The sequence below is a fragment of the Streptomyces sp. NPDC096152 genome, assembly GCF_044763235.1.
Taxonomy (GTDB): domain Bacteria; phylum Actinomycetota; class Actinomycetes; order Streptomycetales; family Streptomycetaceae; genus Streptomyces.
In genome coordinates this window covers 650469-671363 of sequence record NZ_JBIWFW010000003.1, presented here as the reverse complement: position 1 = coordinate 671363, position 20895 = coordinate 650469, and the positions used below count along the sequence as shown (strand labels likewise).

Annotated in this window: 12 protein-coding genes; 10 read left to right on the top strand and 2 right to left on the bottom strand. The window is 74.0% G+C overall.

Annotated elements, in window-relative coordinates:
* Nucleotides 1–72: 72 nt before the first annotated feature.
* Both guaB and ACIQ9G_RS13185 read left to right on the top strand, forming a co-directional pair.
* Nucleotides 73–1578 (top strand): IMP dehydrogenase, encoded by a 1506-nt coding sequence (gene guaB, locus ACIQ9G_RS13190; RefSeq protein ID WP_403608566.1) that lies wholly within the window; start codon nt 73–75, stop codon nt 1576–1578.
* A gap of 126 nt (nt 1579–1704) precedes the next feature.
* Nucleotides 1705–2829 carry a GuaB3 family IMP dehydrogenase-related protein gene (locus ACIQ9G_RS13185; RefSeq protein WP_403608565.1) on the top strand — a complete coding sequence of 375 codons (1125 nt, stop codon included), beginning with the start codon at nt 1705–1707 and terminating at the stop codon, nt 2827–2829.
* Nucleotides 2830–3092: 263 nt separating this feature from the next.
* Here ACIQ9G_RS13185 and ACIQ9G_RS13180 read toward each other — a convergent pair whose 3' ends face one another.
* Nucleotides 3093–4301, bottom strand: a complete 1209-nt coding sequence (locus tag ACIQ9G_RS13180) for a nucleotide sugar dehydrogenase (RefSeq protein WP_403608564.1) — start codon at nt 4299–4301, stop codon at nt 3093–3095.
* A gap of 313 nt (nt 4302–4614) precedes the next feature.
* Here ACIQ9G_RS13180 and ACIQ9G_RS13175 point away from each other — a divergent pair, with 313 nt between their 5' ends.
* The 6 genes from ACIQ9G_RS13175 (at nt 4615) to ACIQ9G_RS13150 (ending at nt 17034) form a co-directional block, all read left to right on the top strand.
* Nucleotides 4615–6321 (top strand): glycerol-3-phosphate dehydrogenase/oxidase, encoded by a 1707-nt coding sequence (locus ACIQ9G_RS13175; RefSeq protein WP_403608563.1) that lies wholly within the window; start codon nt 4615–4617, stop codon nt 6319–6321.
* A 250-nt stretch (nt 6322–6571) separates the two neighbouring features.
* A complete protein-coding gene (locus tag ACIQ9G_RS13170; RefSeq protein WP_403608562.1) occupies nt 6572–8680 on the top strand; it encodes a serine/threonine-protein kinase in 2109 nt (702 codons plus the stop codon).
* Between the two features lie 152 nt (nt 8681–8832).
* Nucleotides 8833–11694 carry a protein kinase gene (locus ACIQ9G_RS13165; protein WP_403608561.1) on the top strand — a complete coding sequence of 954 codons (2862 nt, stop codon included), beginning with the start codon at nt 8833–8835 and terminating at the stop codon, nt 11692–11694.
* Between the two features lie 136 nt (nt 11695–11830).
* On the top strand, nt 11831–13486 hold the full coding sequence (locus ACIQ9G_RS13160) for a protein kinase (protein ID WP_403608825.1): 1656 nt from the start codon (nt 11831–11833) through the stop codon (nt 13484–13486).
* Between the two features lie 174 nt (nt 13487–13660).
* A complete protein-coding gene (locus tag ACIQ9G_RS13155) occupies nt 13661–15292 on the top strand; it encodes a protein kinase (protein WP_403608560.1) in 1632 nt (543 codons plus the stop codon).
* An 83-nt stretch (nt 15293–15375) separates the two neighbouring features.
* Nucleotides 15376–17034 carry a serine/threonine-protein kinase gene (locus ACIQ9G_RS13150; RefSeq protein WP_403608559.1) on the top strand — a complete coding sequence of 553 codons (1659 nt, stop codon included), beginning with the start codon at nt 15376–15378 and terminating at the stop codon, nt 17032–17034.
* Nucleotides 17035–17057: 23 nt separating this feature from the next.
* Here the strand turns inward: ACIQ9G_RS13150 and ACIQ9G_RS13145 are convergent, their stop codons facing one another.
* The gene (locus tag ACIQ9G_RS13145; protein WP_403608558.1) at nt 17058–18038 is read right to left on the bottom strand and encodes an AraC family transcriptional regulator; all 981 of its coding nucleotides are present in this window, start codon (nt 18036–18038) and stop codon (nt 17058–17060) included.
* Nucleotides 18039–18143: 105 nt separating this feature from the next.
* On the opposite strand from ACIQ9G_RS13145, the gene ACIQ9G_RS13140 reads away from it, so the two are divergent.
* Nucleotides 18144–19121, top strand: coding sequence for an MBL fold metallo-hydrolase (locus ACIQ9G_RS13140; protein ID WP_403608557.1), 978 nt, complete (start codon nt 18144–18146; stop codon nt 19119–19121).
* A gap of 104 nt (nt 19122–19225) precedes the next feature.
* Nucleotides 19226–20839, top strand: a complete 1614-nt coding sequence (locus ACIQ9G_RS13135; RefSeq protein ID WP_403608556.1) for a succinic semialdehyde dehydrogenase — start codon at nt 19226–19228, stop codon at nt 20837–20839.
* Nucleotides 20840–20895 lie beyond the last annotated feature (56 nt).

Below are 20895 nucleotides of genomic sequence, written 5' to 3'. Positions count from 1 at the left end.
GTGGAATAAGCCAGCCGCGCTTCCCGCTAGCATGGACATCCGCACCGATCAAGGCCATTTGGGGAAGGTGTCATGACTGCCAACGTCGACGGAGTGCCCGGTAAATTCGCGACACTCGGGCTGACCTACGACGACGTGCTGCTGCTGCCGGGCGCATCCGAGGTGCTCCCCAACGCGGTCGACACCTCGTCCCGTATCTCCCGCAACGTCCGGGTCAACATCCCGCTGCTGTCGGCGGCGATGGACAAGGTGACCGAGTCCCGCATGGCGATCGCGATGGCCCGGCTGGGCGGCGTCGGCGTGCTGCACCGCAACCTCTCCGTCGAGGACCAGGTCAACCAGGTCGACCTGGTGAAGCGGTCCGAGTCCGGCATGGTCACCGACCCGATCACGGTGCACCCGGAAGCCACGCTCGCCGAGGCGGACGCCCTGTGCGCCAAGTTCCGCATCAGCGGCGTCCCGGTCACCGACCCGGCCGGCAAGCTGCTCGGCATCGTGACCAACCGCGACATGGCCTTCGAGTCCGACCGCAGCCGTCAGGTGCGCGAGATCATGACCCCGATGCCGCTGGTCACCGGCAAGGTCGGCATCTCCGGGCCCGAGGCCATGGAGCTGCTGCGCAAGCACAAGATCGAGAAGCTGCCGCTCGTCGACGACCAGGGCGTCCTCAAGGGCCTGATCACGGTCAAGGACTTCGTCAAGGCGGAGAAGTACCCGAACGCCGCCAAGGACGCCGAGGGCCGGCTGCTCGTCGGTGCCGCCGTGGGCGCGAGCCCCGAGGCGCTGGAGCGCGCCCAGGCGCTCGCCGAGGTCGGTGTGGACTTCCTGGTGGTCGACACCTCGCACGGCCACAACAGCAACGCCCTCAGCTGGATGTCGAAGATCAAGTCCAGCGTGAACATCGATGTGATCGGCGGCAACGTCGCCACCCGCGACGGCGCCCAGGCGCTCATCGACGCCGGTGTCGACGGCATCAAGGTGGGCGTCGGCCCCGGCTCCATCTGCACGACCCGTGTGGTCGCCGGCATCGGCGTCCCCCAGGTCACCGCCATCTACGAGGCCTCCCGCGCCGCCCGTCCGGCCGGCGTCCCCCTGATCGGCGACGGTGGTCTGCAGTACTCCGGCGACATCGGCAAGGCGCTGGCCGCCGGTGCGGACACGGTCATGCTGGGCAGCCTGCTGGCCGGCTGCGAGGAGTCCCCGGGCGAGCTGATGTTCATCAACGGCAAGCAGTTCAAGTCGTACCGCGGCATGGGCTCGCTGGGCGCCATGCAGTCCCGCGGCCAGGGCCGGTCGTACTCGAAGGACCGCTACTTCCAGGCCGATGTGACCGCCGACGAGAAGCTCGTGCCCGAGGGCATCGAGGGCCAGGTGCCCTACCGCGGTCCGCTGTCCAACGTGCTGCACCAGCTCGTCGGCGGACTGCGCCAGACGATGGGCTACGTGGGCGCCGCCACCGTCGAGGAGATGGAGTCCAAGGGCCACTTCGTCCGGATCACCTCCGCGGGCCTCAAGGAGAGCCACCCGCACGACATCCAGATGACGGTCGAGGCGCCGAACTACAGCAACAAGGACTGACGCACGGGCGCGCGTGCGGCGCGTGAAGGCCGTTCAGGGGCGGCCCCGGGTCCTCCGGGGCCGCCCCTGTCGTGTCCGTCGGCGATACTGGAAGACGCTGAAACGCATCAGGGAAAGGCCACAGACGTGACTGAGATCGAGATCGGGCGCGGCAAGCGCGGCCGCCGGGCGTACGCCTTCGACGACATCGCCGTCGTCCCCAGCCGCCGTACGCGGGACCCGAAGGAGGTCTCGATCGCCTGGCAGATCGACGCCTACCGCTTCGAGCTGCCCTTCCTGGCCGCCCCCATGGACTCCGTCGTCTCCCCGGCCACCGCGATCCGCATCGGCGAGCTCGGCGGCCTCGGCGTGCTGAACCTCGAGGGCCTGTGGACGCGGCACGAGGACCCGCAGCCGCTGCTGGACGAGATCGCCGCGCTGCCTGCGGAGCGGGCCACCCGGCGCCTGCAGGAGATCTACGCGGCTCCCATCAAGGAGGAGCTGATCGGCAGGCGCATCAAGGAGGTGCGCGACGCGGGGGTGGTCACCGCGGCCGCGCTCTCCCCGCAGCGCACGGCGCAGTTCTCCAAGGCCGTGGTGGACGCCGGCGTGGACATCTTCGTCATCCGCGGCACCACGGTGTCGGCGGAGCACGTCTCCTCCTCGCACGAGCCGCTCAACCTGAAGCAGTTCATCTACGAGCTCGACGTCCCGGTGATCGTCGGCGGCTGCGCCACGTACACCGCGGCCCTGCACCTGATGCGCACCGGTGCGGCGGGCGTCCTGGTCGGCTTCGGCGGCGGCGCCGCGCACACCACGCGCAACGTGCTGGGCATCCAGGTCCCCATGGCCACGGCCGTGGCCGACGTGGCCGCCGCCCGCCGCGACTACATGGACGAGTCCGGGGGCCGGTACGTGCACGTGATCGCCGACGGCGGTGTCGGCTGGTCCGGCGACCTGCCGAAGGCGATCGCCTGCGGCGCCGACGCGGTGATGATGGGCTCCCCGCTGGCCCGTGCCACGGACGCGCCCGGCAAGGGTCACCACTGGGGCATGGAGGCCGTGAACGAGGAGCTCCCGCGCGGCCAGAAGGTCGGCCTCGGCACGGTCGGCACCATCGAGGAGGTCCTCACGGGCCCGTCCCACACCCCCGACGGCTCCATGAACTTCTTCGGCGCCCTGCGCCGCGCCATGGCCACCACCGGCTACAGCGAGCTCAAGGAGTTCCAGCGGGTGGAGGTCACGGTCGCGGACTCGCAGCACCGGCGGTAGCCCCGACAGCGCTCCCGCCAGGGGCCCGGACACTCACACAGGTGGGTGTCCGGGCCCCTTCGTATGCGCCGGGTCTGCCCAGGTGGGGGCGCGTGTCGCGGTCGGGGGCGCACGGTTGCCTTCGGGCCCGAATGCGCGAGGTGCGGCCGTGCCGGGTCGGTAACGTCCGTGACCGGCCAGAGGTCGCTGGCACTCGGTGCTGTACGCCGGTACCGTACGAAAACAGGCGGAGCCCACGAGGCCGCTGCCGCACGCGCCCCCCTTCACAACCGGTGCGCCGCCCCCGTCGGCGCGGCTCCCCGGGTGTCCAGCAGGAGCTGGGCCTTCACCGACAGGCCCTGGAGGTCGTACGTGCGGTGGTGCTGGAGCAGGATCGTGAGGTCGGCGTCGGCCACCGCCTCGTAGAGGGAGTCCGCGCGGGGGACCGGGCGGTTCAGGACGCTCCAGGACGGCACGTACGGGTCGTGGTAGCTGACGGAGGCGCCGAGCTCCATCAGCCGGCCGGCGATCTCCCGGGCGGGCGTCCCCTGGAGGTCGGCCAGGTCGGGCTTGTAGGTGACGCCGAGCAGCAGCACGCGCGCGCCGCGGGCGGACTTGCCGTGCTCGTTCAGCAGGGCGGCGGCGCGCTGGATGACATAGCGCGGCATCCGGCTGTTGACCTGCTGGGCCAGCTCGACCATGCGCAGTCCGCGGCCCGCCGGCCCGGTCAGGTCCAGCGGGAGGCCGTGGCCGCCCACGCCGGGGCCGGGCCGGAAGGCCTGGAAGCCGAACGGCTTGGTCTCCGCGCACCGCACGACGTCCCACAGGTCCACGCCCAGGTCGTGGCAGAGCACGGCCATCTCGTTGACCAGGGCGATGTTGACGTGCCGGTAGTTGGTCTCCAGGAGCTGCACGGTCTCCGCCTCGCGCGGCCCGCGCGCGCGGACGACCTTGTCGGTGAGCCGCCCGTAGAAGGCGGCGGCCGACTCGGTGCAGGCGGGGGTGAGGCCCCCGATCACCTTCGGCGTGCCGGCCGGGGTGAACTCGCGGTTGCCCGGGTCGACGCGGCTCGGCGAGTAGGCGAGGTGGAAGTCGCGCCCCGCGCGCAGTCCCGACCCCTTCTCCAGCAGCGGCCGCAGCACGTCCTCCGTGGTGCCCGGGTACACGGGCGACTCCAGGATCACCGTGGTGTGCGGGCGCAGCTGCCCGGCGAGGGTGCGGGCGGCGGTCTCCACCTGGCTCAGGTCGAGCCCGCCGTCGGCACCCCGCGGGGTCGGCGCGCAGATGACCGCGGTGCGCACCCGACCCAGCTCGGCCGGGTTGCTGGCGTGCCGGAAGCCCCCCGAGAGCATCCGGCGCACCTCGGCGGGGCTCAGGGAGCCGGCCTCGGCGCCCGTCCGGTACCCGAGGGTCGGGATGCCGGCGGCGACGGCGGCCTGGGCCAGGGGCAGGCCGAAAGGACCGAGTCCGATGACGGCGAGGTCTGCGGGCATGGCGTGGGCCGTCCTTCCCAATAACCGAGGTGGGGCAGGTGCGCAAGCCCTGTGGACAGAACGAGCGAGCGCAATGTCAGACTAGGAGTAAATATGACCGTTTTGTGGGATTGACCAGCGTGTTTCTCGGTGTGGCGGGGAGGGTTGTCCACAGGCTGGGGGCGACTGGTGGCTGAAGTCGGGCGAGGCGGTCAGAATTTGGGCATGGGGAAGAAGGGAACGGCAACCGGAGCGGGAACAGCAGCGAAGAGAGCAACGGGAACGGGCTTCGCCCGACGGGTGCGGCCGGCGCGACCGACAGCGGGAGGCGGCAGTGAGGACAGCGACACTCGGGCCGGCGCAGCGCGCCGAGTCCCTGGCGGGAATGGCCGAGCGCGAGCTGGACGTACTGGTCGTGGGCGCGGGCGTGGTCGGTGCGGGCACGGCCCTCGACGCCGCGACGCGCGGCCTGGCCACGGGCCTGGTCGAGGCCCGCGACTGGGCCTCGGGCACGTCCAGCCGGTCCAGCAAGCTGATACACGGCGGACTGCGCTATCTGGAGATGCTCGACTTCGCGCTCGTCCGTGAGGCACTCAAGGAGCGCGGCCTGCTGCTGGAGAGGATCGCCCCGCACCTGGTCAAGCCCGTGCCGTTCCTGTACCCGCTCCAGCACATGGGCTGGGAGCGCCTGTACGCCGGATCGGGCGTCGCGCTCTACGACGCCATGTCGATGGCCCGCGGACACGGCCGGGGCCTGCCCCTGCACCGCCACCTGACCCGCCGTCACGCCCTGCGGGTCGCGCCCTGCTTGAAGAAGGACGCGCTCGTCGGCGCGCTGCAGTACTACGACGCCCAGGTCGATGACGCCCGCTTCGTGACCGCCCTGGTGCGCACCGCGGTGTCGTACGGCGCGAAGGCCGCCAACCGCGCCCGCGTCACCGGCTTCCTGCGCGAGGGCGAGCGCGTCGTCGGCGCCAGGGTGCGGGACGTGGACGGCGGCGGCGAGTACGAGATCCGCGCCAAGCAGGTCGTCAACGCCACCGGCGTGTGGACCGACGACACCCAGGCGATGGTGGGCGAGCGGGGCCAGTTCCACGTCCGGGCGTCCAAGGGCGTCCACCTGGTCGTGCCGAAGGACCGCATCAACTCCACCAGCGGGCTGATCCTGCGCACCGAGAAGTCCGTGCTGTTCGTGATCCCCTGGGGACGGCACTGGATCGTCGGCACCACCGACACCGACTGGGACCTCGACAAGGCGCACCCGGCCGCCTCCAGCGCCGACATCGACTACCTGCTGGAGCATGTGAACTCGGTGCTCGCGGTGCCCCTCGGCCGCGACGACGTCCAGGGCGTGTACGCGGGTCTGCGCCCGCTGCTCGCCGGCGAGTCCGATGCCACCAGCAAGCTGTCGCGCGAGCACACCGTCGCCCACCCGGCGCCTGGGCTCGTGGTGGTTGCGGGCGGCAAGTACACGACGTACCGGGTGATGGCCAAGGACGCGGTGGACGAGGCCGTGCACGGGCTGGACATGCGGGTGGCCGAGTGCGTCACCGAGGACGTCCCGCTGCTCGGCGCGGAGGGCTACCGGGCGATGTGGAACGCGCGGGCGCGCATCGCCGCCGAGACCGGCATCCACGTGGTCCGCGTGGAGCACCTGCTGAACCGGTACGGGACCGCGGCGGGGGAGGTCCTCGACCTCATCGCCGACGACCCGTCCCTGGGCGCGCCGCTGCGGGCGGCCGACGACTACCTGCGCGCCGAGGTCGTCTACGCCGCCTCGCACGAGGGCGCCCGCCATCTGGACGACGTGCTGACCCGGCGGACCCGCATCTCCATCGAGACGTTCGACCGGGGCACCCTCAGCGCCCGCGAGGCCGCCGAGCTGATGGCGCCGGTGCTGGGCTGGGGCAAGGACCAGATAGAGCGCGAGGTCGAGCACTACGAGAAGCGGGTCGAGGCCGAGCGGGAGTCGCAGCGCCAGCCCGACGACCTGACGGCCGACGCGGCACGGCTGGGGGCGCCGGACATCGTGCCGCTGTAGCGGTGTGAACGAAGGACGGCCGGGCAGGTGTTGTCGTGTGCGGGACGACGGAGGCGGCGCGGGGTATGGCCGGAAGTGTCCGAAGGGTCGGCACCCGAGGGTGCTCCTTTGTCACGGGCCGTCATCCCGCCTCACGTGAACCGTCGTTCACGTGCGACTCAGGGCGTGTCCAGGGGCACCCTGGGCGTCGAGCACTTGTCGGGTGAGAGACAATGGGGGCTCTGTCAGGGCGGGTTGCATGAGGGGACGCATGTCGGAGCCGGAGCGGGCGGGGACATCCCGTCAGGACACTCGTCAGGACAACCACGGGCGTCTTCTCGCCGGGCGGTACCGGCTGGGGGACGTGCTCGGCCGCGGCGGCATGGGCACGGTGTGGCGCGCCGAGGACGAGACCCTCGGCCGTACGGTCGCCGTGAAGGAGCTGCGGTTCCCGACGAACATCGACGAGGACGAGAAGCGGCGCCTGATCACGCGCACCCTGCGCGAGGCCAAGGCCATCGCGCGGATCCGCAACACCAGCGCGGTGACGGTCTACGACGTGGTCGACGAGGACGACCGGCCGTGGATCGTGATGGAGCTCGTCGAGGGCAAGTCGCTCGCCGAGGTCATCCGTGAGGACGGCGTGCTGGAGCCCGTGCGGGCGGCGGAGGTCGGACTGGCGATCCTCGACGTGCTGCGCTCCGCGCACCGCCAGGGCATCCTGCACCGCGACGTGAAGCCGTCGAACGTGCTCATCGCCGACGACGGCCGGGTGGTGCTCACCGACTTCGGCATCGCGCAGGTCGAGGGCGACCCGTCCATCACCTCCACCGGAATGCTCGTGGGCGCCCCCTCCTACATCTCCCCGGAGCGCGCCCGCGGGCACAAGCCGGGCCCGGCGGCGGACCTGTGGTCGCTCGGCGGCCTGCTCTACGCGGCGGTCGAGGGCGTCCCCCCGTACGACAAGGGGTCGGCGATCGCCACCCTGACCGCGGTGATGACCGAGCAACTGGAGGAGCCCAAGAACGCGGGGCCGCTGCGGGACGTCATCTACGGGCTGCTCAGCAAGGATCCGGCCCAGCGGCTCGACGACGCGGGCGCCCGGGCGATGCTGCACCGCGTCCTGCGGTCGCCCGCGACGAAGCAGACCGAGCCGGAGCCGCCGGCGGACGCGACCAAGGTCGTACCGCTGCCGGAGCAGCCCGGCGGGCCTGAGGGCGGGGCCGGCTCGAAGGCCTCCGGCGGCAAGCGCGGCGAGGAGTCGGGCGAGCGGCTGCGCGGGGCGCTGCGCTCCGTACGCAAGGCCGCCGGGGCGGCCGGGGTGGCCGCCTCGGCCGCCGCGGCCCGCACCAAGACGGCCACCGACGGCGCCGGTTCGGCGGGCTCCGGAGAGGGTTCCGCGGCTGAGTCGGCGAAGGCGGCGGAGTCGGCTGCGTCGGCGAAGGCGGCGGGCGCGGCCGACTCGGCGGAGAAGGCGGAGGCCGGTACGCCGGGTGCCGCCGCGACCGGGGCCGCGGCCGGCACCGGGACCGCGACGTCCTCGGGCGGTGCCCCTGCCCAGGGCGGACGAACCAGTTCCGGGTGGCCCGTGGTGCCGCCGCCGGACCTGCCGCCGCGCCCGGCCCCCAGGGCGCCGCTCACCGACGTCGTCCCGCGGCGCACGCTGGTGATCATCGCGGTGGTCGTGGCGCTGGCCGTGATCGGCGCCGTCCTCTGGCTCACCCTCGGCGGCGACGGCGGGAAGGGAGCCGAGGGCGGCGCGGGCCGCACGTCCGCGGGTTCCTCCGCCTCCGCCGGGCCCTCGACCAAGAAGGACCCGAGCGGCGGGGCCCAGCCGGGTTCCGGGTCGGCGGGAGCCGGCACGCCGAGTGCGAGCGGTGCCTCCGGCACCCCGGGCGACGGCAACTCCGGTTCGGGCGGCTCCGGCTCTGGCTCCAAGGGCGGCGACGGGGCGGCGTCGACGTACAAGAGCGCCCAGGGCTTCTCCATCGGGCTGCCCGCGGGGTGGAAGTACGCGGCCACGGACTCCGCTGGCGTCCGCTTCACCGGCCCCGACGGGCAGAAGCTGCTGGTCGCCTACACCTCGACGCCCAAGGACGACCCGGTCGCCGACTGGAAGAACCAGGAACGGTACATGGTGCGTCCGCAGTACCACCGGATCCGTATCGAGAAGGTGGAGTACCGCGGCTGGAACACGGCCGACTGGGAGTTCACCTACTCCGACGGCGGGATCGGGTACCACACCATCGACCGTGGCTTCGTCGTCAACGACCATCTCGGACATGCCCTGATGTACACCGCGAAGGACGCGAACTGGGACAGCGGGCTGCGCAAGAACACATGGCAGACGCTGACGAAGACCTTCGAACCGAAGTCCTGAGGCCGACGGACCCCGGTTCGCGGTGCGAGATCCGGCATCCCCTCTCTGCGGGTTGCCCGGGGCACGTATCGTGAGTGGTTGCGGACCGTAAGCGGCGTGAACGGGGCGCGTCACGAACGGAACTGACCGACCGTGGGGCCGGGGAGGGCAACGTGGACGACTATGCGGGCCGGGTGCTCGCCGATCGCTACCGCCTGCCGCTGCCCCCGTCCGACGAGTACGAACTCACCGAGACCCGGGCCTTCGACACCTACAGCGGGCAGGAAGTCCTCGTCCGCCAGGTGCCGTTGCCGGAGGTGGTCGAGGCGGAGGTGCTCGACGCGGACGGGCTGCCCGCCGGGTTCACGGCCCGCGACGGTTCCCCGCGGCGGTCCCCGGCGCGGGCGGCGACACGGCGGCCCACCGATCCCGCGGTGCGGCGGGCGGTGGAGGCCGCGCAGGCGGCGGCGCGCATCCCCGACCATCCGCGGCTCGACCAGGTCTTCGACGTGTTCGCCGAGGGCGGTTCGCTGTGGATCGTCAGTGAGCTGGTCGCGGCGCGGCCCCTGGCGGCCCTGCTCGCCCAGCGGCCCCTGACGCCCTACCGGGCGGCCGAGGTCGCCTCCGACGTCCTCATGGCCCTGCGTGTGCTGCACGCCCACGGCTGGGTGCACCGCAACATCACCGCCCGCACGGTCCTCGTCTGCGACGACGGCCGGGTGATGCTGACCGGCCTCGCGGTCGGCGCGGCGGAGGAGGCGCTGTGCGGGTACGACCCCGTACCGGCGCCGGACGAACAGGCCGGCGGCGACCCGGGGGACGCCCCGGGCCACTTGGACCACTCCGGCGACTTCGATCGCTTCGGCGGCTCGGAGCGCTCGGACCGCTTCGGTGGCTCGGACCGCTCGGACCGCTCGGACCGCTCGGACCGCTCGGACCGCTCGGACCGCTCGGACCGCTTCGGCGGTGGTGTGCGCGGCCCAGACGGGCGTGGGGGCTTCCCCGGCGTCGGTGCCGGGGGCTCCGCGGGCGGCGGTGGATACGCCGCGGAGGATCCCGAGGCCGCGCGACGGGCGGCGATCGAGGCGCGGGAGGCCAGAGGGCTGCCCGGGACCGGGTCCGGCGCCGGGGCCGATCCGGCGCGCGGCGGCGGGCCGTCGGGCGCGGTCGCCCGGCGCGCTGTGGAGAGCGGCGGGGACGCCCGGGCGGCGCGGGCCGGGGCGATCGCCGCGTACCGCGCCGGAGCGCGGGCCGCGGCCCGGGTGCAGGAGGCGCAGGAGAGCACACGCGCCGCGCTGCCCGCCGCCAGGCCGCCCGCCGACGGCGTCGCCCTGGCCGGCACCCCCGGAGACCAGCCGTACGCCCCGGGAGCGCCCGAGGAGCCGGGGACCGGCACCACGCCCCCCGGCCGGATCGCCGACCCCTACGGTGTTCAGCCCCCACCCTGGAACGGCGCACGTCCCGGCAGCGGACCGTACGCCCCGGCGCCCGGAGCCCCCGCGCCCCGCAGTGGTCCGTTCGCCCCCGGGTCCGGTACGGCCCCTGGGCCCGGCAGCGATCCGTACGTCCCCGCGCCCGGGGCCGCCCCCCGCCCCGGCGCCGCCCCGGCGGCGGGCGCACTCGGGCCCGGTTCCTCGTCCGGTACGGCCGGTCCCGCCGCCGGGGCCCTCCCCGTGTCCGGGGCGCCCGAGCTCGCGAGCGGCGCCGCCCGTACCCCCGGCCCGGCGGCCGCCCGCTGGGACGACCTCGTGGACGGCACCGCCGCCGCGCGGCGCGGTCCCGCCACCGCGCTCGCCGCCGAACGGGCGCGGCAGGCGCGGATGACCGTGGTGGGACCGGTCACCGAGCGCTGGGCGCCCGAACAGGCCGGGCCCGTGCACGAGAACTGGCAGCTCGCCGCGCCCATCGGGCCCGCGACCGACCTCTGGGCCCTGGGCGCCCTGCTGTTCCGTGCCGTCCAGGGGCACGCCCCGTACCCGGAGGAGTCCACGGCCGAGCTCGTGCAGATGGTGTGCGCCGAGCCACCCGCCTTCGCCGAGGAGTGCGGACCGCTGCGCCCGGTGGTGGAGTCGCTGCTGCGTCAGGACCCCACCGAGCGACCGGACTTCGAGGAACTGCGCGGCTGGCTGCGCTCGCTGGTGCGCTCCGCGCCCGAACCCGACGCCGGCGCGCACGTCGTCGCCGCCCCGCCCACCGACCCGAGCCGGCTGCCCATCGTCCGCCGCCGCGGCGAACTGGTGCGGCGGCGGCGCGCAGGGCTGCCCGCACCGCACGGGCGGCACAAGCGGGCCAGGCAGGAGTCTCGTTCGCCGCGCAGCCTCGGCCGCACCCTGATCCTGCTGATCCTGCTCCTGCTGGCCGCCGCGGTCGCCTACGCGACGCTGTTCATGCCGAAGGCCGGGGAGGACGGCGCGTCGGGGACCGACCGCACCTCGACCGCCGGTGACGCGTCCCCCGCCCCGGCCCCCTCGGGGGGCGACGCGAGCGGCGCGCCCGGGGGCGGCAAGTCCTCGCCGGACCCCGGCAACAGCCCCTCGCGGTCCGCCGGTTCGGCCGAGACGCAGACCACCGACCCCGGTGTCGCCGACGGCTTCGCCCTGCGCAAGGACGCCGAGGGCTTCCAGGTCGCCGTCGCCGAGGGCTGGAGCCGCACCCCCCGGAACGACCGGGACCAGGTGGTGTACTCCCGGGGCGGCTTCGAGCTCATCGTCGTGCCCGGCCGGGACAGCGCCGCCGAGTTCGGCAGCGACCCGATGACGTACCAGCGGGAGAAGGAGACCGAGTTGCGGGGCTACCGCGACTCCAGCTGGGCCACCTCCTCCGGGATGCGGACCATCCAGGTGGGCGGACGGACCATGGCCGAGGGGCAGTTCACCTGGACCGACGCGAGCGGACGGGCGCTGTTCGTGCGAAATCTGGCCATCCTCCAGGACGGCCAGTACCACGTGGTCCAGGTGCGCGGTCCGGAGAGCCAGAAGGACCAGGTGACCAAGCTGTACGAGCAGGCGTCCGCCACCTACCGGTTCACCGGCTGAGCCGAACGGTTCCCGCCCGCCCCGGGAAGCGACAACCGTCACAGTGCGGTTTCCTTGGCACCCCTCAGGTTCCCAGTTCGAGGGCCTGTCCTTACGCTGACCCCTGACAAGAACATTGCGGGGAAACGTGAATCAGATGCAGGGCCTGCTCCTCGCGGGCCGCTACCGGCTCGCCGACGCCATCGGCAGCGGCGGCATGGGCCGGGTGTGGCGGGCGCACGACGAGGTGCTGCACCGGGCCGTCGCCATCAAGGAGTTGACCGCCGCGCTGTACGTCTCCGAGAGCGACCGGGCGGTCCTCCTCGCGCGCACCCGGGCCGAGGCCCGCGCGGCCGCGCGGATCAACCACTCCGCCGTCGTCACCGTGCACGACGTACTGGAGCACGACGGCCGCCCGTGGATCGTGATGGAGCTGGTCGAGGGCCACTCCCTCGCGGACGCGGTCAAGGAACAGGGCCGCCTGGAGCCCACGGAGGCCGCCCGGATCGGCCTGTGGGTGCTGCGCGCGCTGCGCGCCGCGCACACCGCCGGGGTGCTGCACCGCGACGTCAAGCCCGGCAACGTGCTGCTCGGCCGGGACGGCCGGGTCCTGCTCACCGACTTCGGCATCGCCCAGATAGAGGGCGACACCACCATCACCCGCACCGGAGAGGTCGTCGGCTCGGTCGACTACCTCGCCCCCGAGCGGGTCCGCGGCCACGACCCCGGCCCGGCCTCCGACCTGTGGGCGCTCGGCGCCACCCTCTACACGGCCGCGGAGGGCCTGTCGCCGTTCCGCCGCACCTCACCGCTGACCACCATGCAGGCCGTCGTCGACGAGGAGCCCCGCGAGCCGCGGACCGCCGGTCCGCTCGCGCCCGTCATCACCGCGCTGCTGCGCAAGGATCCGGCCGCCCGTCCCGGCGTCGACGAGGCCGAGCAGATGCTCGCGGAGGCCGCGGAGGGGCGTCGGCCGGACGCCGCGCAGGCCTACGTCCCCACCCAGCGGGTCGGCGCCCAGCCGGCCGGCACGGTGCGGGACCCGGCCGGCCGTCCTGGGCCGGACCCGTCCGCCACGACGCCCTACCCCCCGGCGACCGGCCCGACCGCGGTCGGCCCCGGCCACGCCCCGCCGACCGCTGCCGTGCCGTCGAAGCACCGCCGGCTGCGCACCTTCGCGCTGGTGGTGGCGCTCGCCGCGGTCATCGGCGGCGGCACCGCGGTGGCGCTGCAGAAGTGGGACGACACCCGCCGGCAGCCCAGCACCGCCACGTCCGGGTCGCCCGCGCCGAGCTCCAAGTCCAGCCCCACGCCCGGCCCGAGCACCGTCTCGGGCGACAACCTCCCGGCCGGCTGGGTGCGCCGCGACGACCCCTACGGCTTCAGCGTCGCCGTACCCGGCGAGAACTGGACGCGGACGGTGTTCGACGAGGCGACCCACCAGGTCGACTACACGCCGGACGGCGGCGAGCACTTCCTCCGCATCGCCGTCGACACCTCGCCGGACTTCGCCGACCCGCACGACCACCAGAACGACCTGGAACAGCAGCTCCACCGGCTGGTCGACTACCGGCGGGTGACCCTGCGGGCCAACACCTACCGCGACCGGCGGGGCTCCCTGTGGGAGTACACCTGGACCGCGCTGTCCAAGGACACGCCCTATCCCGGGCCGCGCCACGCCGCCGAGGAGACCTACGTGTCCCGCGAGGGCGTCGAGTACGCGATCTACATGTCCTCGCCCGCGGCGGACTGGCCCACCGCGGAGAAGCAGTTCAGGTCGGTGCTGCAGAGCTGGCGACCGGACGCGGGCTGAGGCGGGCGGGGTCGCGTCCCGCGCCGGGGCGGGGCCGCCGGGCGGGCGTCGGGCGCCGGGTGCGGTCTCACCGGTGGTGCGCCGGAGTGAGGCGGGCGGGCGGCTCGTTCACGTCGGTGGCTTGGCCGGTCAGCGCCCCGGAACCGGGTCGTCCGATGCGGCATGATGGGGCGCATGGGGACCGAGGGGGACGACTGCCGTGTCATCGCGGGCCGCTACCGCCTCCAGGCCCGGCTCGGGCGCGGGGGCATGGGTGTCGTGTGGCGGGCGACCGATCAGCTGCTCGGCCGTCAGGTGGCGGTCAAGGAACTGCCGTTCGACGAGACGCTGTCCGCCGAGGAGGCCCGACTCCAGCGCGACCGCACCCTGCGCGAGGCCCGCGCGGTGGCCCAGTTGCGCCACCCGCACATCATCGTCGTCCACGACGTCGTGGAGCAGGACGAACGCCCCTTCATCGTCATGGAGCTGGTCGACGGTGGCTCCCTCGCCGACCGGATCGCGGCACGCGGCCCCGTCGACGCGGGCGAGGCGGCCCGTATCGGCATCGCCCTGCTGAGCGCGCTACGCACGGCGCACGCGGCCGGTGTGCTGCACCGCGACATCAAGCCGGCCAACGTGCTGACGGAGGCCGGCACCGACCGCGTCGTCCTCACCGACTTCGGCATCGCCCAGGTCGCGGGCGCCACCACGCTCACCGAGACGGGCTCCTTCGTCGGCTCCCCCGAGTACACCGCGCCCGAGCGGATGTCCGGGTCCCGCACCGGCCCGGCGTCCGACCTGTGGTCGCTCGGCGCGCTGCTGTGCACGGCCCTGAGCGGTGAATCACCCTTTCGACGCGACTCGTTGGGGGGAATTCTGCACGCGGTCGTCTCCGCCGACATCCGGCCGCCGGCGCAGGCCGCGCCCATCCTTCCCGTCGTACGGGGGCTGCTGGAGCGGGATCCGGATCTGCGGCTGGACGCGGCCGAGGCGGAACGGATGCTGCGGGCCTTCCTCGACTCGGGGCGGACACCGCGGCCGCCGGCCCGTTACACGGCCACCCAGCGCGACCTGCCCCGGCCGGGACCCGCGCCCACCGCCGAGGCCCGGACGGAGGAGCCCCCCGCCCGGTCCTCCACCCGGGGGGTGCTGGTCGCGGCGCTGCTGGTCGCCGCGATGGCCGGGGCGGGGGTGTCCGCCGCGGCGCTGCTGATGCAGGGGAGCGGGGGCGGGGGCGGCACTCCGACGAGTTCGGCGCCGCGCCCGTCCGCGAGCGGCTCGGCGAGCACGGCGCCCTCGACCCCCGGGCCGCCCTCGCGGCCCACCACCCCGGCCTCCACGGTCACCGTCACGCGGTCCGCCGCGCCCGCCGTCAACGGCCCCACCGCGCCCTCGGGTTACCACGCGGTCCGGGACCCCGCCGGCTTCTCGCTCGCCGTCCCGGACGGCTTCACCCGCAGCCCGCAGGGCGAGCGGATCTTCTACCTGTCACCGGGGGAGATCTTCCGCCTCGGCATCAAGGTCACCGGACCCGGCACCGGCGGCCCGCTCGCGGTGATGCGCCGGTCGGACGCGCAGGGCCCGACCACCAACCCCGGCTACCACGACGGCCGGGTCACCGCCACCACGCACGCCGGACACCCCGCCGCCCTCTGGGAGTTCAGCTGGAACGGCTTCAGCGCGGCGGAGGGCCCCCGGCACACCTACGACCTGTGCTGGGAGCAGGGCGGGCGGATGTACGACGTGTGGCTGTCGGCGCCGGTCGGGAAGGTGCGTGAGGCCAAGGAGCACTTCGACGTCGCCCTCGACACCTTCACCCCCGGGTAGGCCGTCCCCCGTTGGTCACGGGTCTGTGACCGCCGGGCCCACACGGTGGAGACGTCGGCGGCGGTCGCGATATGGATGGACTCATGAGCAACGACGGGGGAGCCCGCCACGAGTCCGAAGAGCCGACGAGTTTCGTTCTGCGACCGCCCGACGCGCAGGTGCGGGTGCCCCACCCGCAGAACCCGTACGCCACACCGGTGCGGGACGACAGCGCCACGCGGTCCGGGGATCCCGGCGCCGGGCGGCTGATCGCCGGGCGGTACCGGCTGCTCGCCAAGCTCGGGCACGGCGGGATGGGGACCGTCTGGCGGGCCAAGGACGAGACCGTGGACCGCGAGGTCGCCGTCAAGGAGCCCCGCGTCCCCGACCACCTTCCCGAGCGCGAACGCGCCAACGCCTTCGAGCGGATGCGCCGCGAGGCCCGCGCCGCGGCCCGGCTCGACCACCCCGCCGTCGTCACCGTCCACGACGTCGCCGTCGTCGACGGGCAGCCGTGGATCGTCATGGAGCTGGTGCACGGCCGCTCGCTGGGCAGCGCCATGCAGGAGGGCACGCTGGACGCGCGCGAGGCGGCCCGGGTCGGCCTGGAGGTGCTCGGCGCGCTGGAGGCCGCGCACGCGGCGGGTGTCCTGCACCGGGACGTGAAGCCGGACAACATCATGCTGGGCCGGCACGGCCGGATCGTCCTCACCGACTTCGGCATCGCCCAGATCGAGGGCGAGACCAGCCTGACCGACACCGGCGGCTTCGTCGGCTCCCCCGAGTACATCGCGCCGGAGCGGGTGCTGGGCCGGCGCCCCGGCCCGGCCTCCGACCTGTGGTCGCTCGGCGTGGTGCTGTACGCGGCCACGGAGGGCGTCTCCCCGTTCCGCCGCAGCAACACCCCGGCCACGCTCCAGTCGGTGCTCAACGCCGTGCCCGCGGCGCCGGCCGCCGCGCGGGGGCCGCTCGCCGAGGCCGTCACCGGCCTGCTGCAGAAGGACCCGGCGCACCGCCCGGACGCCGCCCGGGTGCGCGCCCTGCTGGAGGCGGCCGCCGCCCCGCCGGCCCCGGCGCCGACCCAGGTGGTGGCGCACCCCGAGGGCGCGGGGGAGACCGGGGAGGCCGGGGGCGCGCGGCGCCGGCTCCGGTTCGGGCGCGGGGCGCGGCTCGGGCTCGGCGCGGCGGTCGTAGCGGCCGCGGCGACGGCGTACCTGCTGGTCGCGCGGCCGTTCGCGGGTCCGCTGCCGGACGACTGGCGGAACCGTCACGAGAAGGACGTGGCGGCCACGCTCGCGGTGCCCGGCGACTACCAGCGCACGGTGCCGGACCGGAAGACCGACAAGAGCCACTGGGTGGCCTACAGCGACTGGAGCGGCAGCATCCGGGTCGCCCTGACGCTGGTGCGGAAGTCCGAGGACGGCAGCCACATCATCAAGGGCTCCGCGGCCGCCCAGATGTACGACGACGACGGCACGTTCAAGCAGTCCGGCGACTACAACCTCGGGATGCCCGAGAACCCGAGGACCCGGCCCAGGGAGTCGGTGTACGAGGGCAGGAAGGCCGCCGAGAACACGGTCGTCTACACCACCACCGACAGCCAGAACCCGCTCCCGCGCGAGGTGCGGATCCTCTACTACAAGAGCTCCGCGGGCGACCTGTACAAGCTGGTCGTGAGCTACCCCGGCAAGGGCGACTTCACCGGGCGCGGGCGCGAGGTGGCGCAGACCGCGATCACGAACCTGGACGTCGACGCGCTCTGACCCGCTCGGCTGTCCCGGGCCGTTCAGGATCGGGCGGCCCGGTAGCGGCCCGGAGTGATCCCGAACTCCCGGCTGAAGGCGTGCGAGAGGGCGTACGGGCTGCTGTAGCCGGTCTCCTGGGCGACCTTCACCAGCGGGGCGTCCGTGTCCCGCAGGCGGGCGGCGGCCAGGGTCAGCCGCCACCAGGTCAGATAGGCCATCGGCGGGCGGCCGACGAGCGCGGTGAAGCGGCGGGCCAGCGTGGCGCGGGAGACGCCCGCCGCGCCGGCCAGGCGGTCGTTCGTCCAGGCGGCGGCCGGGTCGGAGTGCAGGGCGCGCAGCGCGGCCGTCGTCACCGGGTCGTCGAGCACCGCCGGCCAGGCGCCGGCCGCCGCCTCGGCCATCCAGGCGCGGACCATGTAGATCAGCAGGAGGTCCAGCAGGCTCGGCAGCGCGAGGCAGGCGCCCGGGCGGCGCTCGTCCAGTTCCCGGGCCAGCAGGTCGAGCGCGGAGCGCAGCTCTGGGTGGACGCCGACCCGGTGCGGCAGGTGCACCACCTGGGGCAGCTCGGCCATCAGCGGGTGCGTCCGGCTGCGGTCGAGGCGGTACTTCCCGCACAGCAGCTCGACCACGGGCCCACGCCCGCCCTCGTCCCGGCGGTCACCCTCGTCCTCGCCGTCGCCCCCGTCCGCGCGCCGGGCGGCACCCCGTACGGCATCCCCTCCGGCGGCGCCCTCGCGCACCTGCTCGAACGGCACCGCCCGCGCCACCTCCGCCGCGTCGGCGGGCCGGTCGGCCAGTACATGCCCGGCGCCGTGCGGCAGCAGCACGACGTCGCCGGTGTTCAGCGTCACCGGGTCCCCGCCCCCGTCCGGCAGCAGCCAGCAGCCGCCCGCGAGCACGACGTGGAAGCCGGCGCCCTCGTAGGGGTCGAACCGGGTGCACCAGCGCCCGGTCACCCGCAGCCGGTTGGAGGAGGGCCGTCCGACCCGCACGGCGGAGATCGCGTCGCTCACCACGTCCATGACGGCAGGGTACGGCACCCTCCAGCACGCGGCTGAGACGATCTCGTATCGAACTGATCCTTTCGCGCATTGGAACGCTCATCTCCTCCGCCTAGGCTCCGGGACATGACTGAGGAGAACGCGCAGCGTTTCGTGATCGGCGACCTCGAGGTGCTCCGGATCGTCGAGTGGCAGGGCCCCTACGTCCCCGCAGGCACCCTCGTCCCGGACTGCGACCCCGAGGTGTGGCGGGAGCACGAGGACGAACTCGTCCCCGACCACCGGGAATCCGGCGGCGAGCGGGCCGTGGTGACGCTCCAGACCTGGGTGGTGCGCGGCGGCGGGCGGACGGTGCTCGTCGACACCGGCGTCGGCAACGACCGGGAGCGGCCCGGCAGTGCGCTGTTCCACCGGCGGCAGGGGGACTTCCCGGGCCGTCTGGAGCGGGCCGGGGTCCGGCCGCAGGACGTCGACGTCGTCGTCAACACCCACCTCCACGGCGACCACGTCGGCTGGAACACCCGGGACGCCGACGGGGAATGGGTGCCGTCCTTCCCCCGCGCGCGCTACCTGATCCCGGCCGCCGACGACCGCCACTTCGGCCCGGCGAACGGCTACGCGGGCGGGGCGCGGCCCGACGACCGGCTGATGTACGAGGACAGCGTGGCGCCGGTGCACCGCGCCGGGCAGTCCGTGCTGTGGGAGGGGGAGTACCGGATCGACGACCACCTCACCCTGGAGGCGGCCCCGGGCCACACCCCCGGCTCGTCGGTGCTGCGGCTGGAGTCGGGCGGCGAGCGGGCGGTCTTCGTGGGCGACCTGCTGCACAGCCCGGTGCAGATCCTCCGCCCCGAGTGCAGCAGCTGCTTCTGCCTCGACCCGCGGCAGGCGGCGGACACCCGGCGACGGGTGCTCGAACGGGCGGCCGACGAGCGTGAGTTGGTGATCCCCGCACACTTCGGCGGGTCCGGTGCTGTGGAGGTCCGGCGCAAGAGCGGGGGATTCGCCATGGCGTCCCGCCCAGTGCACCGTCCGGCGTCCCGCCCGGTGAACCCTCCGGCGTCCCGCCCGATGTCTCCTCCGATGTCCGGCCCAACGCCCTGATCAGCGCATTCGTTGCCAGTGATCGCTGGCGCCGTGTGAGCACTCGGTGAATCCCCATTACCGACGGGTACACAAAGCCTGCGCTCCGGCATACTCTGCGCGTCATGACGGACTCGCAGGCCCCGGCCATGACCGGAACGAATCCCCTGGCCCCCGCCCCCACGGGTGCTCGCACCGCCGCCGACGTGGTGACCCCCGAGCTGGTCGCGCAGCTCACCAAGGGCGTCGTCGGATCCGGCCGGACCGCCAACCACTCGCCCTTCACCGGCGAGAAACTCGCCGACCTGCCCGAGTCCACCCCCGAGGACGTCGCCACCGCCTTCGAGCGGGCCCGCGCCGCCCAGGCGGTCTGGGAACGGACCCCGGTCCGCCAGCGCGCCGCCGTCCTGCTCCGCTTCCACGACCTGGTGCTCGCCCGCCAGGCCGAGGTCCTCGACCTGATCCAGCTGGAGACCGGCAAGGCCCGCCTGCACGCGCACGAGGAGGTGCAGGCCGTCGCCGTGGCGGCCCGGCACTACGGCCGCAGGGCCGCCGCCTACCTGAGGCCCAAGCGGCACGCCGGCGCCATGCCCACCCTCACCCGCGTCACCGAACTGCGCCACCCGCGCGGCGTCGTGGGCCAGATCGCGCCCTGGAACTACCCCCTGGAACTGTCGGTCGGCGACGCGCTCCCCGCCTTCGCCGCGGGCAACGCGGTCGTCATGAAGCCCGACACGGAGACCTGCCTGACCGCCCTGTGGGCCCGGGACCTGCTGATCGAGGCCGGGCTGCCCGCCGAGGTCTTCCAGGTCGTCATCGGCGACGGACCGGTCGTCGGCCCGGAGATCGTCCAGCACGCCGACTACGTCTCCTTCACCGGCTCCACCCGCACCGGCCGCGAGGTCGCCCAGGGCGCCGCCGCCCGCCTGGTCGGCGTCTCCCTCGAACTCGGCGGCAAGAACGCCATGCTGGTCCTCGAGGACGCCGACATCGAGAAGGCCGCCGCGGGAGCGGTCCGCGCCTGCTTCTCCTCCGCGGGCCAGCTGTGCATCTCCATCGAGCGGCTCTTCGTCCACGAGTCGGTCGCCGACGCCTTCCTGGAGCGCTTCGCCGCCCGGACCAGGGCCCTGCGCCTGGGCACCTCCCTCGCCTACGGCGCCGACATGGGCTCGCTGGTCGGCGAGCGGCAGCTGGAGACCGTGACCCGGCATGTCGAGGAGGCCGTCGCGAAGGGCGCCCGGGTCGTCGCCGGAGGCGTCGCCCGCCCGGACATCGGCCCCTACTTCTTCGAACCGACCATCCTGGACGGTGTCGAGGCGCCGATGTCGGTGTGCACGGAGGAGACCTTCGGACCGGTCGTCTCGATCTACCGGTTCGCCACCGAGGACGAGGCGGTCGACCGCGCCAACTCCACGCCGTACGGCCTGAACTCGTCGGTCTGGACCACGAACGCCCGGCGCGGACGCGAGGTCGCAGCCCGGCTGCGCACCGGCACGGTGAACATCAACGAGGGCTACGCCCCCGCGTACGGCAGCGTGCAGTCCCCGATGGGCGGCATGAAGGACTCCGGCCTCGGCCGCCGGCACGGCTCCGAGGGCATCCTCAAGTACACCGAGGCCCAGACCGTCGCCCACCAGCGGCTGCTGCCCATGGCCCCCTCGCTCGGCATGGACGACGAGAAGTACGCGGCGTTCATGAGCCGGAGCCTGAGGCTGATGAAGACCTTCCGCTTCCGCTAGGACCGAGAGGCCCCGAGGGCGCACCCCCTGGAGCGCACCCCCCCGACAGCACCCGT